The 14290-nt window shown below is 58.7% G+C and carries 15 protein-coding genes; 7 read left to right on the plus strand and 8 right to left on the minus strand.

Going from position 1 to position 14290, the window contains the following annotated elements:
• Nucleotides 1-340 precede the first annotated feature (340 nt).
• The 3 genes from V7650_RS17905 to V7650_RS17915 form a co-directional block, all read right to left on the minus strand.
• On the minus strand, nucleotides 341-568 hold the full coding sequence (locus V7650_RS17905) for a GIY-YIG nuclease family protein (protein ID WP_335657571.1): 228 nt from the start codon (nucleotides 566-568) through the stop codon (nucleotides 341-343).
• A 244-nt stretch (nucleotides 569-812) separates the two neighbouring features.
• Nucleotides 813-1103, minus strand: coding sequence for a helix-turn-helix domain-containing protein (locus tag V7650_RS17910; protein ID WP_335657572.1), 291 nt, complete (start codon nucleotides 1101-1103; stop codon nucleotides 813-815).
• Nucleotides 1063-1338: a BrnT family toxin gene (locus V7650_RS17915; protein WP_335657573.1), complete on the minus strand. Its 276-nt coding sequence runs from the start codon at nucleotides 1336-1338 to the stop codon at nucleotides 1063-1065. The genes V7650_RS17910 and V7650_RS17915 overlap by 41 nt, the downstream gene beginning before the upstream one ends.
• A gap of 173 nt (nucleotides 1339-1511) precedes the next feature.
• Here V7650_RS17915 and V7650_RS17920 point away from each other — a divergent pair, with 173 nt between their 5' ends.
• From V7650_RS17920 to V7650_RS17930, 3 genes are all read left to right on the plus strand, one after another.
• The gene (locus V7650_RS17920) at nucleotides 1512-2840 is read left to right on the plus strand and encodes a DUF2254 domain-containing protein (protein WP_335657574.1); all 1329 of its coding nucleotides are present in this window, start codon (nucleotides 1512-1514) and stop codon (nucleotides 2838-2840) included.
• Entirely contained in the window at nucleotides 2837-3685 is an 849-nt protein-coding gene (nadC, locus tag V7650_RS17925; RefSeq protein ID WP_335657575.1) for a carboxylating nicotinate-nucleotide diphosphorylase, read from the plus strand. Before V7650_RS17920 ends, nadC begins: the two co-directional genes overlap by 4 nt.
• A 69-nt stretch (nucleotides 3686-3754) precedes the next feature.
• A complete protein-coding gene (locus V7650_RS17930; protein WP_335657576.1) occupies nucleotides 3755-4525 on the plus strand; it encodes a ribonuclease T2 in 771 nt (256 codons plus the stop codon).
• A gap of 89 nt (nucleotides 4526-4614) precedes the next feature.
• Here the strand turns inward: V7650_RS17930 and V7650_RS17935 are convergent, their stop codons facing one another.
• From V7650_RS17935 to V7650_RS17950, 4 genes are all read right to left on the minus strand, one after another.
• Entirely contained in the window at nucleotides 4615-5037 is a 423-nt protein-coding gene (locus tag V7650_RS17935; protein ID WP_335657577.1) for a DUF4112 domain-containing protein, read from the minus strand.
• 31 nt (nucleotides 5038-5068) lie between these two features.
• Nucleotides 5069-6553: an ABC transporter substrate-binding protein gene (locus V7650_RS17940; protein ID WP_335657578.1), complete on the minus strand. Its 1485-nt coding sequence runs from the start codon at nucleotides 6551-6553 to the stop codon at nucleotides 5069-5071.
• Entirely contained in the window at nucleotides 6553-8091 is a 1539-nt protein-coding gene (locus V7650_RS17945) for a peptide ABC transporter substrate-binding protein (protein WP_335657579.1), read from the minus strand. The genes V7650_RS17940 and V7650_RS17945 overlap by 1 nt, the downstream gene beginning before the upstream one ends.
• Nucleotides 8092-8182: 91 nt before the next feature.
• Complete coding sequence (locus tag V7650_RS17950) at nucleotides 8183-8461, minus strand: TspO/MBR family protein (protein WP_335657580.1); 279 nt, start codon at nucleotides 8459-8461, stop codon at nucleotides 8183-8185.
• 358 nt (nucleotides 8462-8819) lie between these two features.
• Between V7650_RS17950 and V7650_RS17955 the strand changes: the two genes are divergently transcribed.
• Complete coding sequence (locus V7650_RS17955) at nucleotides 8820-9152, plus strand: DUF3768 domain-containing protein (protein ID WP_335657581.1); 333 nt, start codon at nucleotides 8820-8822, stop codon at nucleotides 9150-9152.
• Between the two features lie 214 nt (nucleotides 9153-9366).
• On the opposite strand, the gene V7650_RS17960 is transcribed toward V7650_RS17955, so the two are convergent.
• The gene (locus V7650_RS17960) at nucleotides 9367-10482 is read right to left on the minus strand and encodes a helix-turn-helix transcriptional regulator (RefSeq protein ID WP_335657582.1); all 1116 of its coding nucleotides are present in this window, start codon (nucleotides 10480-10482) and stop codon (nucleotides 9367-9369) included.
• Between the two features lie 85 nt (nucleotides 10483-10567).
• On the opposite strand from V7650_RS17960, the gene cysD reads away from it, so the two are divergent.
• The 3 genes from cysD to V7650_RS17975 are packed head-to-tail and all read left to right on the plus strand — an operon-like array spanning nucleotide 10568 to nucleotide 14123.
• Nucleotides 10568-11473, plus strand: coding sequence for a sulfate adenylyltransferase subunit CysD (gene cysD, locus V7650_RS17965; RefSeq protein WP_335657583.1), 906 nt, complete (start codon nucleotides 10568-10570; stop codon nucleotides 11471-11473).
• A complete protein-coding gene (cysN, locus tag V7650_RS17970) occupies nucleotides 11473-13380 on the plus strand; it encodes a sulfate adenylyltransferase subunit CysN (protein ID WP_335657584.1) in 1908 nt (635 codons plus the stop codon). Before cysD ends, cysN begins: the two co-directional genes overlap by 1 nt.
• Nucleotides 13377-14123: a 3'(2'),5'-bisphosphate nucleotidase CysQ gene (locus V7650_RS17975; RefSeq protein WP_335657585.1), complete on the plus strand. Its 747-nt coding sequence runs from the start codon at nucleotides 13377-13379 to the stop codon at nucleotides 14121-14123. Before cysN ends, V7650_RS17975 begins: the two co-directional genes overlap by 4 nt.
• The last annotated feature ends 167 nt before the right edge of the window (nucleotides 14124-14290 follow it).

Consider the following 14290-nt stretch of genomic DNA (forward strand, 5'->3'; position numbering starts at 1 on the left):
GCGCCAGTCGATCGATCGGATGATGGAAATGGCGAGCGCGACCGTTGGGCAGGGGGATCTGGGGCCGACTGATCTGGCGCATGAAGGGTGAGGCTATCGGGTTTCGCCGTATCAAGCGCGACTGAACCAACCCGTCTTTAGCGCCGAACGACTGGATCCCCGTCTTCGCGGGCATCACAATTTAAAGTGGCTCCCGACTGATGAGCTCTAGGCTCGCCCAACTGCGTCATCCCCGCGAAGGCGGGGATCCAGTTGGCGCTCTCTTCCGGGCTGATCACCCGTTAAGTGTCTCGTACAGATCATCCCAGCCGGGATTGCTCTCCTCAATCAATCGCAATTTTCAGCCACGATTCCATTTCTTGAGCGCCTTTTCACGTGCGATAGCGTCTCGTACATCGTTGAATGGTTCAATATGGACCAGTCTGGTCACCCTATATTTCTTGGTGAACGCCGAACCCCTAAGGTTTCGATGCGCGAAGATGCGGGCGGCCAGATTGTTGGTGACGCCGATGTAGAGAGTCCCGTTGCGCTTGCTGGCGAGAATATAGACATGATAGCTATGAGACATGGCCTGTTCTGACTGGGTTCCCGCCTACGCGGGAATGACAAAGTGGTGGAACGCGTTGTCACTTTCGGACAGGGCTAACTCCTTCTCCCGTGAGGGAGAAGGATATGGAGCCTTATCCGCAGGATTAGGCGCAGTTGGATGAGGGTGTTCTGAACTATCGAGAGCAGAGCACCCTCACCCAGCTACGACTAGCGAACAAGTTCGCAAGTCTGCGCAACCCTCTCCCTTAAGGGAGAGGGGAAAACTACCCCGGCATCACCCGCTTCACCACTTCCGGTTCAGCACGAATGACCTTGAGATAGGCGCGGACCGCTGGCGGGGGCATGTGGCGGCCGATTTCATATTGGCGGATATTGGCGAGGGGGATCCCGTAGGTCTTGGCAAATTCCTCTTGGGTCATGCCGAGGTCGTAGCGCAGCACCCGAATGAAGCGGCCCATATGGGCGCGTTCCAGCGCGGCGACGCTGACGTCAAAGTCTTCCGGATCATTGGGGTCAGCGGGGATCGCGATCATAGTCTCTTTGTTCCCGGCCATTGCTCCTCCTTACTGAAATCAGTCTTGTTGCAGATCCGCGCTCGACGTAGACGGCTGTAAAAAGCCTGCCGTCCACCATGCCGACGGCCTTGTACCGGTCTTCGCCGTCAATCGGCCGGAACGATGGCAGGATCGCGGCAAAAGGATCATCAAAAATCCGCTGCCCGAAGGCCAGTGGCAGATGATGCTTGGCGCGGTTGATTGCATCCTTGGCTGGATCACATTCAAAATCCATATCTTTGCATATGTGAAACACTTAGTTACCACAAGCGGGACCGCTCGACAAGCCATGACAGTTGCGGCCAGTGCCTTGCGCCAATCCGCTGGCGGAGAAGCGATCCCTGTTTCGGCTTTCCCGCAGCAGCAGAATGGGTTAGCGTCGGCCATGGCTTCGAAACATCCCGCCCCATGATCGCGCGCGTGCGCTCCATTCTGCTGTCGATAAACGCCAGCTACTGGTTTTTCCCTGCGCTCTTCTCGATCATCGCGGCAATCGCGGCATTGGCAACCGTCTATCTCGATCGCAACGGCGCTGCGGAATGGCTGCAGCAATTTGCCTGGCTGCATCCGAGCCGTCCGGAAGGTGCCCGGGTGACCCTGTCGGTGATCGCAGGATCAATGATCGGCGTCGCCTCGACCGTTTTCTCGATCACCATAGCGGCGGTTGCCTATGCCTCCGGCAACTATGGCCCGCGCTTGCTGACCAATTTCATGGAGGATCGGGGCAATCAATTGTCTCTGGGCGTCTTCATAGCGACCTTCACCTATTCGCTGATGGTGCTCAGAACCGTCCGCGGCGAGGATGAGCGGGCGGCCAGCGCGGTGGAGGAAGCGGCCACCAGCCTCCCGGGATTTACTCCGCAGCTTTCACTGCTCGTTGCCATGTCGCTGGCGATATTTTCGGTCGCGGTGCTGGTCTATTTTCTCCACCATATTCCCGCCAGCATCCGCATCAACACGGTGCTGCAGGGTATTGGCGAGCGCCTCATCGCCGATATTCGCAGCCGTTACCCGACGGATAGCGAAGAGCGCGACCCGCGGGAACAGGTCGGCGGCGAGCCGGTCTGCGCGACCGCCATCGGCTATGTGAAGATAATCAATTTCGACGGGCTGAACGATGTCGCGAAGAAACACGAAGCCACCATCGCACTGAAAGTGCGCACCGGGGATTTCATTCATCCCGACGTGCCGCTGATCGAACTGGCCAATGCCGAGATGTCGGACAAGATAGTATCGGAAATCCGGGAATGTTTCAGTGCGGGCGGAACGCGCACGGCCACCCAGGACCTGGAATATCTGATCGACGAACTGGCCGAAATCGCGCTGCGCGCCCTGTCACCGGGGATCAACGATCCTTTTACCGCGATCACCGCGATGCACTGGGCCGGGGCGGCCATGGCCGAGCTTGCCCGCCGCGATCTGGACCGCGGGCCCGAGCAGGAGGATTATGACTGGGAACGGGTGCAGCCGCTGAGTGACGATTTCGACCATTATCTGCAGCGCAGTTTCGGGGTCATCCGCACGGCAGCGGCCACCAACCTGATTGCCGCCGACAAGTTTCTCGACTGCCTATATGCCGCCGGCACCAGTTGCCAGTCGGACAAGCGGCTGGCGATGCTGGTGGCCGAGGGCGACAAGATGGTGGAGCTGGCGCGGACCGAACTCAAGGGGCCTTCGATCGAGGCGCTGGAGGCACGGCTTTATGATTTTCACAAAACTATGAAGAAGATTGCATGACCTTTGAGCTGGACCGATTCGACGTCAACGCCTTTGTCGCAGCCACGCTTGCCGAAGATCTCGGCCCTACGGGCCGCGATGTCACGTCTGAAGCCGTCATTCCCGAGGACGCGATATTCTCCGGCGTAATGGACAGCCGCGATGACGCCGTGATTGCCGGGCTGCCGATCGCAGAAGCCTTTTTCAGGCACCTCGACCCCGCCGTAGAGATTGAAATCCTCGTTGCGGAAGGAACCGCGGTCAAAGCCGGTACCGACATCATGCGGCTGAAGGGCAAGGGGCGCGCGATGCTGACCGCCGAGCGCAGCGCGCTGAACACGGTGCAGCATCTGACCGGCATCGCGACCATGACCCGCGCCTATGTCGACCGGATCAAGGGCACGGGCTGTACCCTGCTCGACACGCGGAAGACGATACCGGGCCTGCGCGTGCTGGAGAAATATGCCACGCGGATGGGAGGGGCGCAGAACCACCGCATGGGCCTGTGGGACGCGGCGATGATCAAGGACAATCATGTCGCGGTCGCCGGCTCGGTCGGCGAAGCGGTCCGGCGCGCCCGCGATGCGGGCGTCGAGCAAATCATTTGCGAGGTCGATCGGATCTACCAGATTGAAGCGGCGCTGGCAGCGGGGGCGACGCATATCCTGCTCGACAATATGGAGCCGGCGACCCTGCGCGGCGCGGTGACGCTGATCGGCGGGCGCGTGCCGACCGAGGCGAGCGGCGGCGTGACGCTGGAGACGATCCGCGACAAGGCAGAGACCGGCGTGGATTATATTTCGGTCGGGCGTTTGACACAATCGGCACCGGCGGCGGATATCGGGCTGGATTTTGCGCAGGTTTGACTATCGTGATCGCTTGCCAGACCCACGGTTTGCAGCGGCGCTACGCTTTTGACGGGTCGGCCACAGTTGATGCTGAAAGCAGTCCAGCATGACGAGGAGGTTATGACCGGTCAGACCATCAACGCCGGGAGGCGATCGATGAAGCTGGGCGCAGCGGCCCTGCTGTTGGCGGTGCCGGTGACGGCCCACGCCCAGTCCTACCAATGCAGCCCGCCCTCCGGCCTCAGCGCCCCGGCCGAACGGAAGCCGGCTTCGGAACCGCGCCGTGTCAAACCGGTTACCGGCTATACCCTCGCGCTAAGCTGGTCCCCCGAATTTTGCCGCACCCGCAAGGACAGCCCGCGCGACAAGACCCAGTGCAGCGGCGCGGACGGCAGTTTTGCCTTCATCTTGCACGGCTTGTGGCCGGAAACGCGGGGGCCGGAGTATCCGCAATATTGCGCGCCGACAAAGACGCTGCCGCCCGCGGTGGTGAAGCGCAATTTCTGCATGATGCCGACGACCAGGCTGATGGCGCACGAATGGGCCAAGCACGGCACGTGCATGACCAAACGGCCCGAAACCTATTTCCGTGTGTCGCGGATCATGTTCGGGGCGGTGCGCTTTCCCGATATGGACCGGCTGTCGCGCAAGCCGCTGACCGCCGGCCAGTTCCGCAACGCCTTTGCGGCGGCGAATGATGGCGTGATGCCGGATATGGTGCGGCTGAAGCTGAATGAGCGCGGTTGGTTGCAGGAGGTGAAGCTCTGCCTCGGCCAGAGTTTCCGGCCGCAGCGCTGTCCTGCCTATATGCGGGCGGTGAAAGATGGTGATCCGGTCAAGATCTGGCGCGGGGGATAAACTCTTGTGCTCCGGGCGAAGACCCGGAGCTCTGCCGGCAATAAGCGGGCGTGCGGTCAGGGCTCCGCATCAGGTGCGGAGCGAAAGGCTCATCCCTCGATCGTGCGGGTGCCGGGATGATGCTTGTCGAGATGCTTGCGGATGATCTTCAGGTTCTTCGTGTTCGAGCGCCAGAAAAAGTCGAAAACGTCGCCGGCAAAGGGTATCGCGCCAAGCGCGGTATCGATGCCGACATTGGCCGCCATCCGTGTCAGCTGCAGCTTCGACATGCCGAGATTGCGGGCTTCCCAGACGATATAGCCACCCATCAGCGCGGTCGCGATATCGCCGACCACCGGGATCAGGCCGACGATAGAATCGAGGCCGATCGGACGGTTGATTCCGGGGATCACGAAGGCACGCTCCAGTATTTTCTCCATCGCTTCTACCCGGGTCCGGACGGCTTGCGGATCGCGGCTGACATCGGGCAATTGTTCGGCGAGGCGTTTCAGATGTTCTTCGGAAATGGCCATGGGACCTCCCTGTTATATACTACCAACACGGTCAGGATATGGGGATTCCGACCAGCGGGTTCAATGGATGCCAGCCGCGCGGATTGACGGAAAAGCCGCGCTGCCCCTGTCGCGCGATCGACCAGCGGATCGGCACCGCGATCGGAATGAAATTATAATATTCGACCAGCATCTTCTCGACCTCGGCGTAGAGCCTTGCCTTGATCTGCAGGTTGGTCGCGGCGTCGGCCTCGGCAATCCGCGCATCGGCATCGTTCAGGCAGACGGTGGTTTTTGCACAGGTCAACTGCTTGAGGAACCACTGGGCGCTGTCATAGGGCGCGATTTCGTCCATCAGCTCGACATCGGCATCCTGGTTGCGGCTGACCTTGCGGGCGTTCAGCCCCACTCTGCGGAGATCGGACTGGATGCGCTTGAACAGAATATCCGCTCCCGGCGCGTCGGGAAGGGCAATCGTCAGGGGAACGATCGGCCCTTCCGAGGCCTTCCACTGGCGGACATGGTTTCGGGCGAAGGCGGACCGGGCTTCCATCGTCATGCTGGCCCAGTCCGGATAGGTATTGATCCCCTGGACATCGAGAGCTTCGGGGATGATCTTCAGCCGGCTCTGCCAGGCGCTGACCGCCGGAAACGAGGTCAGCAGGGCCGGGCGATTGATGGCCATCGCCAGTATCTCGCGATTCTCCGGAACGGCCCAGAAACCGTTGGCGCGAATGAAGCGCAGGCCGAACAATCCGGCGACCGGATCCAGCCGCAAGTCGCCCGTGCTGATCCCGGCGGCTTCGATGAGTGGCAGGTGATGATATCTGCCGTTCAGGACGATTTGCGCGCCGCCCGCCCGGTAGCGGGCAATCGCAACGGCTGCCGGTTCGGCGCGCAGCGATACCCAGCGTTCATCGGACGGTTGCTCGTCCTGTTCATCGTCCGTCGGCCGGTCAAACCCGCCCATTTTTATGCCGTTGTCGCCGTCGATCATCCGCATCGGTCCGGCGCCGTGGCCGGCCCGGAACAAACCCATTTCGGGCTGGGCCAGCAGCTGCAGGAAATTGGGGTGCGGCGCGTCCAGCTTGATCTCGATCACCCGACCGGTCATCGAGACGACCTCGTCGACCGCCGTGACATCATAGCGCAGGCGGCTGTTGCGCAGTTCGGAAAACCGTTCGCGGAGCAGCCGCGCCACGCGCTCGGCGGTGATCTGACGCCCATCGTCCCATTTTGCGTCGAACAGGCGGAAAATATAGCTCAGCCCGTCATCGGTCACGATCCAGCGGGCAGCGAGAGCCGGAACCACCCGCCCTTCCTCGTCCAGTCCGACAAGACCCTTCGCGACTGCCGTGCGCATGGTCGAAGAGGCAAAATTCAGCCGCGTGCCCACCGGGTTGATCCGCGCATCCCCATCTTCCACCACGGTGACCCGCACCTGATCCTCGTCGCCGGCAAATCCGCAACCGGCCAGAAGCATGGGAGCAAGCGCCACGGCGACAGTGCTGGCAAGGAATTTCGAACGAAAAATCATCAGCGCCTTATACGCAGAGTGCGGCTCGGATGCACATTGGAAATATTATCTTCCCATCCCTCGATACGCTTGGCGACAAGACTGCGCGTGACATAGAAATAGAGCGGCAGGACCGGCATGTCGGTGATCAGTCTCGCTTCTGCCTGTCGCATCAGGCGCTGGCGTCGCTGCGGCTCCGGCTCGGCGATGGCCTCCGCCAGGAGCCGGTCATAGTGCGGGCTGGCATAGCCCGAATAATTGCCGGGACCATTGGCCTGCTGGTGCACCAGCAGGAAATTCTCGGGGCTGGGCAAGTCGGCGATCCAGCCGGAGCGGGCAAGGGAGAATTCGTGCCGGCGCAGCGCGGCGAAATGCAATGCCGCCTCGCTGTTGAACAGGCTGGCCTCGACATGCAGCGGCTTCCACATTGCCGCCAGCGCCACCGAAACCTGGCGATGCTCGGCCGAGCTGTTGAACCGGATGTCGAAGCGCAGGGGATTGGCGGGGCCATAGCCTGCTTTGCGCAAAAGGGCGCGGGCCGTGCGCAGGCGCTTGTCCCGCGGCCAGCCGGCCCAGTCCGGGCGGGCCGTATCCGGCCCGGCCAAGCCGGGTGGCAGCAGCCCCCAGGCGGGGATATTGCCGATGCCGATGACCTTGTCTGCAATCCATTCCCGTTCGACAGCCATCGCCAGAGCGGTGCGGACCCTGCGGTCGTCAAACGGCGGCTGGCGGGTATTGAAGGCAAAATAATAGCTGCCCAGATAGGGCACGCTATGGGCCACTCCGGGATGGGTGTCCTTCAGCCACTGGTGGCGACTTGCGGGATAGTCCGACGCGATGTCGGCCCCGCCAGCCAGGAACAGGCGCAGCGCAGACAGGCTGTCTTCCATTGGTTTCCAGATGATCGTCGCGGTCGGTGCTGCGCCGTCCGGCCATTCCGGATTGCGCTCCAGCCGGGCATGGTCGTTGAGCTTCCATGCCGCCAGTCGATAGGGCCCGCTGGTGATCATCGGGCGATCCGAAGTCCAAAGCTGCCCCGCTTTCCGAATCCGGTGAAGCGGGATTGCCGCCATGGCCGGATGGGCAAGCAGGGCGGGCAGCGACGGATCGGGGGAGCCAAGGCGGACGGCGACGCTGTTTCCGCCAGACGCTTGGATGGCAATAATATTCCCGAACAGCGCCTTGGCAGGCGCTGCCGTTCCGGCAGCGCGCAGCCGTTGCAGCAGGGCCGGAAACAGCGCGGCGTCAAATGGGGTGCCGTCTGAAAACCGGAGATTCTCGCGAAGGGCGAATGTCCAGGTCAAGCCATCGCCAGCCACTTGCCAGTCCCGCGCAAGAGCGGGTTCGGCATCGCCGCTCGCGTCGAGCCGGGTCAGCCCTTCGAACTGGTCGGTCGCCACGCGGAGCGAGGACAGGTCGGAAATTTTCTGCGGGTCGAGACCCTTGATTTCGGAATCGGACAGACGGACAATTCGTTCTGCGGCGGGCGCCAGATCGGCCGCCGGTTCGCGCGCGCAGGAAAGCAGCAGCAGGGTGCAGAGAAGGGCGAAGCAGCGCATCGCGCCTGTCTAGTGGCTTTTGCCAGCGCGACAAAGCGGAACTCTTGTCGCGCCACCCTCCGGCCAGGAGAAAGGACAGCTGGAAATGCGGTCAGCGGGAACCGAAGGGCTTGTTCAGTTGCACGATCTTCGCGTTGAGCACCGATGCGAAGGAAACCCAAAGAAAATAGGGCAGGATCATGGCGCCAGCGAGCGGAGTGAAGCGCCATGTGATGATCAGCATGGCTAGCACCGACAACCACAGAAACACGACCTCAACGAGCGCCCAGTCGGGTCTCTGATATTTGAAGAACAGCGGTGACCAGAGCAGGTGGAACAGGAAATTGGCCCCGTATCCCAGCAAATATGAAGAAGCTGCGGCCTTGGCCAAGGCTTACCCAGAGATAGCCGCCTGGCTCCCGCAGAAACGCCGCTTCTTCGATAATCAACCGCGCAATATGGTTTTGTTCGAAGCCTTGTCGCTCGGCCATTCGATAGCGCATGGTCCTGCTGACAGGCTGGCGGCGGCGATGTAAAAGTTCGTTTTGTAATAGTTCATTGAAAAGCAGTGCAAAGAGGCGCTGCTTTTTGTTTCCATCAAGCCCATTCTGACTGGCCCATCAAAAGCCAAAGGCAGAATGGGCTTGCTGGCCCAGCGGGCCAGAATGGAGCTAGCCCTGTACAAATCAAGTTCGCCTGAATGCTTCCGGCTGCAACTTCCTGTTGCCGGATAGTTCAGGAGAACAAAAATGAAGGACGAGAAGACCGCGCAAATTCGCGCACTCAATGACCAGTTCCGGCAAACCGGAATTGGCGGGATAATATTGCACACCAATGGCATTCAAGCGTTGGGGCAGGAATTTATGGCTAAGACCGTGCAGGGTGTCATCGCATTCGATGATTTTGGGCCCAACAATGATCCTTATGGTGAACATGATTTTGGAGCACTGACCATTGCCGAAAATCGTATTTTCTGGAAAATCGATTATTATGGCAATGATATGGAATCGGGGACACCCGATCCGTCTGACCCCAATCTCACCAAAAGGGTGCTAACAATCATGTTGGCGTCGGAATATTGATCCTGTCTACCATCTTAAGAGCCAAGCGATGCTTGGCTCTTTTTCTTATCCACGCAAAGCTGCCTTTCCGCAACCCCACCCAATTGCTGCCATTCATCCAACGCGATTGTGGTTTCGTCTCCTTGGCCAATTCAGGCCGAAGGAGGTGATTGAAAGTAAGCGCCGAACCATCTCGTGCGGATTGGTATCAGATCACGGATATGCTGACCGATATTTATCCGTCGGAACCCGAATCATAAAACGACGGATCTTCGAGTTCGGCAAGACCGTTCGCCAGAATATATCTGACGAGATCCGCCTGCCCCCTTGTTCCGGTCTTGGCGAAAATCTTTTTTGAATAATTCCGCACGGTTTCGATCGTAAGGCCCATCTGTTCAGCAGCCTCGGCCAGCGATCTCCCGCTTGCCAACGCTTTGGCAAGCCGCGCTTCGCTGGGGAGCAGCCCGAATAGGTCAGCCAGCAGGCCAGAACTGTCCGCCGTCATCTGACTCTCGCCGTGCAATGTTACACATGCGACAGGGTTACAGTGCCAAGCAAAATCCGATGTTGAAAATGGTGAAATACGCATGTGCAACATGGGAACGCTACTAATTCCAATGGCCGCTGAACGTTCAGCGGTTCCCCTTGCACAGCGATCAAGGATATCGGCTAAAGCGGTTTCGGTTGCGCGGTCTGCGAAGGCCAACCGCTCACCTTGCAAACCTGAGAAAATACGAAATCCGGGCAATCTGTCCGGCCGATCAGGCGATGCCCCCACAATGACGCCGGAACGATCAAGCAAGAACCACCCGAGGCCGGTCTTTCGAGCCAAACTGGCTGACACCGACGCACGGTATCGTTCGCGCTCTACAATCACCGCTGCGCGCGTGCATGACTTGAGATAGGGAAAAAGTCTCCGCAATATGGCGCCGTCCGCTGCGCCAAACTCGACCGATCCGAAGATTCCGACCGTGATCGAAAGACTTTCGGAAACAACGATGCGCATCGCCCGCACGGCAGTCGTACCAAGCTTGTCGAGCGCGGCACCCATTTCCGCGCCTGAGTCGATATCTTTCAACTCGGCAGCCGAATATATCCGTTCGGGACGAAGCCGGTCGGAAAGAATTGTGCCCAGCGCATCGGAAGAGATTGAGAGCGGCTGACCATTTGGCATCGCATTGACGATATATGCCGCATCGGAAGAACCCGGGATTTCAACAATCATTGCAGCGAAACGGGCGTTTGCCATAGCTGCGAGCCCCGCCAGGAACTCGGTCCAACCTGATTTTTCGGCCACCGCCTTCTGCAGGGAAACCAGCAATCCGGTTTCGGAATTTCCCGGGAAAGCCATGCACAATTCCTACACCATCCCATATGGGAGGTCCATATAAAAGCTTTCTCTGGTCAATATGGTTCCAACAATTGAGGAATGGACATTGACGGCAAGAACATTGACCCATCTGGAACGGCTCGAGGCCGAAGCGATCCACATCATGCGCGAGGTTGTGGCGGAGGCAGAAAAGCCGGTGATGCTCTATTCGGTCGGCAAGGACAGCGCAGCGATGCTGCATGTGGCCAAGAAAGCCTTTTATCCATCACCCCCGCCTTTTCCCCTGCTCCATGTCGACACGACCTGGAAATTCCAGGATATGTACAAGCTGCGCGAGAAGGCTGCTGCGGATGCTGGGATGGAATTGCTGGTTTACAAGAATCCCGAAGCGGTCGAACGCGGGATCAACCCCTTCGATCACGGCGGTCTGCACACTGATATGTGGAAAACCGAAGGGCTGAAACAGGTGCTCGACAAATATGGCTTTGATGCAGCCTTTGGCGGCGCGCGGCGCGACGAGGAAAAAAGCCGGGCCAAGGAACGGATATTTTCCTTCCGTTCGACCAATCATCGCTGGGACCCGAAAAACCAGCGGCCCGAGCTGTGGAAGCTGTACAATACCCGTAAATCCAAAGGTGAAAGCATCCGCGTTTTCCCGATGTCCAACTGGACGGAACTTGATATCTGGCAATATATACATCTGGAAAATATCGAGATTGTCCCGCTCTATTTTTCGGCCAAGCGCCCGACAGTCGAACGCGAAGGCATGCTGATCATGGTGGATGATGATCGCTTTCCGCTGAAAGAGGGCGAGACACCGGTCGAGCGATCCATCCGGTTTCGCACATTGGGCTGCTATCCGCTAACGGGGGCGGTGGAAAGCACGGCCGCAACGTTGCCGGAGATCATCCAGGAAATGCTGCTGACGACCACATCGGAAAGACAGGGCCGCGCGATCGACCATGATTCTTCGGCATCAATGGAAAAGAAAAAGCAGGAGGGATACTTCTGATGACCGATACTATCTACAAAACCGACGCGCTGATCGCCGAGGATATCGACAGCTATCTGGAAACCCATCAGCACAAGTCACTACTCCGCTTCATAACCTGCGGGTCGGTGGACGACGGCAAATCGACGCTGATCGGGCGGTTGCTTTACGACAGCAAGATGATTTTCGAAGATCAGCTCGAAGCGCTGCAAGCCGATTCCAAATCGGTCGGCACACAGGGCCAGGAAATAGACTTCGCGCTGCTGGTGGATGGTCTCGCCGCCGAGCGGGAACAGGGCATTACCATCGACGTCGCTTACCGTTTCTTCTCCACTGAAAAGCGAAAGTTCATCGTCGCCGACTGTCCCGGGCACGAGCAATATACCCGTAACATGGTGACCGGCGCATCGACCGCCGACCTTGCCGTTATCCTGATCGACGCACGCAAGGGGGTGCTCGTCCAGACCCGGCGGCACAGCTATTTGTGCAACCTTGTCGGCATCAAGAATATTGTTCTGGCCGTTAACAAAATGGACCTGATCAACTATGATCAGGTCAAATATGAAGAGATTGTGGCCGAATACACCGCTTTCGCCAACGAAATCGGTATCGACAATTTCACCGCCATGCCAATTTCCGGCTTCAAGGGTGATAATATTACCGAAAATTCGGCAAACACTCCGTGGTACAGCGGTGAGCCACTGATGGCGCATCTCGAGACGGTCAAGCTCGACTTGGATGCCAGTCAGTCCAAACCGCTGCGCATGCCAGTTCAGTGGGTTAATCGGCCCAATCTCGATTTTCGCGGATTTTCCGGCCAGATTGCGACGGGAACGGTAAAGCCGGGTGATGAAGTCCGCGTCTTGCCTTCGGGAAAAACCACGACCGTGAGCAAGATTGTCACGCTCGGCGGCGATCTTGAAGAAGCGGTAGCCGGACAATCGGTCACACTGTGCTTCGATGACGAAATAGATTGTTCGCGCGGAGACGTAATCGCGACGGCGGACAATCCGCCCGACGTGTCCGATCAGTTCGAAGCAACCATCGTCTGGATGGATGACGATGCCTTGCTCCCTGGCCGTGCATATTGGCTCAAACTCGGTACGCAGATGGTATCCGCGACTGTGCAGGAACCGAAATATAGCATCGACGTCAATACGATGCAGCATATGGCTGCAAAAACGCTCGATCTGAACGCTATTGGCGTAGCCGAAATTGCCACGGACAAACCCATTGTGTTTGAGGCCTATGCTGACAACCGCACATTGGGCGGGTTTATCCTGATCGACAAGATTACCAATGCTACTGTTGGCGCCGGCATGTTGCACTTCAGTCTTCGCCGGGCACAGAATGTCCACTGGCAAGCGACGGATATCACGCGCGAGGCCCATGCCGATCTCAAGAACCAGAAGCCCAAGGTACTCTGGTTTACCGGTCTGTCAGGTTCCGGAAAATCGACCATCGCCAATGAAGTTGAAAAACTTCTCAACATAATGAACCGCCATACATTTCTGCTCGATGGCGACAATGTGCGGCATGGACTCAACAAGGATCTGGGCTTTACCGAGGCCGACAGAATCGAAAATATCCGCCGTGTTGGCGAGGTGGCTAAACTGATGACCGATGCCGGTCTGATTGTGCTTACCGCCTTCATTTCTCCCTTCCGCGCGGAGCGCAACATGGTGCGCGCCATGCTGCCAGAGAGCGAGTTTGTCGAAATATTCGTAGATACGCCTTTGGAGGTCGCTGAAAAACGCGATGTGAAAGGACTGTACAAAAAAGCGCGGGCTGGTGAACTCAAGAATTTTACCGGCATCGACAGTCCCTATGAGCCGCCCGAAAAACCGGACATCCGGGTCAATACAGTCGAAATGACACCGGTCGAAGCCGCGGAATATATTATCCGCCAGATTGCGCCGCTGAAATGAACGAGAAAATCATGCAGGATGATGTGGCCCTTGCCTCCCATCTCGCTGACACGGCCGGCAAGCTGTTACTGGAAGTGCGCAATTGCGGGATTTTGACCGGAAAAGCGCTGGGCCGAGCAGGCGATGAAACCGCCAACCAGTTTCTGATCCACGCGATTGCGCAGCAGCGGCCCGATGACGGTCTGCTGTCGGAAGAAAGCAAGGACACAGAAGAGCGTTTGTCAAAGTCACGTGTATGGATCATCGATCCGGTCGATGGTACCCGCGAATATGGCGAAGGCCGGACCGATTGGGCAGTGCATGTCGCGCTGGCCATAGACGGCCTTCCCGCGATTGGTGCCGTGGCGCTGCCCGGTCTCGATCTCGTGCTGCGTTCCGACCAGCCGAACCCGGTACCGCCACCGCCTGAGAAATTGCGCATGGTGGTCAGCCGGACCCGCCCTGCCGCAGAAGCAGTAGCGGTCTCGGAAATCTTGGGTGCTGAACTTGTCCCGATGGGCAGTGCTGGCGCGAAAGCCATGGCAGTGGTTCGCGGAGAAGCCGATATCTATCTCCACACTGGCGGCCAATATGAATGGGACAGCTGCGCCCCGATCGCAGTTGCGGCGGCGCATGGACTGCACGTCAGCCGCGTCGACGGCTCGCCGCTGCTATATAACCAGCGCGACGTATACATGCCGGACCTGTTGATCTGCCGGAAGGAACATGCCGATCTTGTTTTTGAGGCACTCGCAGGACTTTAGCGGCTTCGCCTATCCCGCCATTTTTCAATGAGTAATATCCCGTCATCAACCAATATCGTCGAACCGGTGATGAATGTCTCGATTACTTGACTAATACCAAGCTGCGCTGAGGCTGACTCACTTTCGGGATTCCCAAACCGGTGAAAGTATGAATCTATGGCATCCTT

This window comes from Parasphingorhabdus sp., from assembly GCF_036964565.1.
Classification (GTDB): domain Bacteria; phylum Pseudomonadota; class Alphaproteobacteria; order Sphingomonadales; family Sphingomonadaceae; genus Parasphingorhabdus.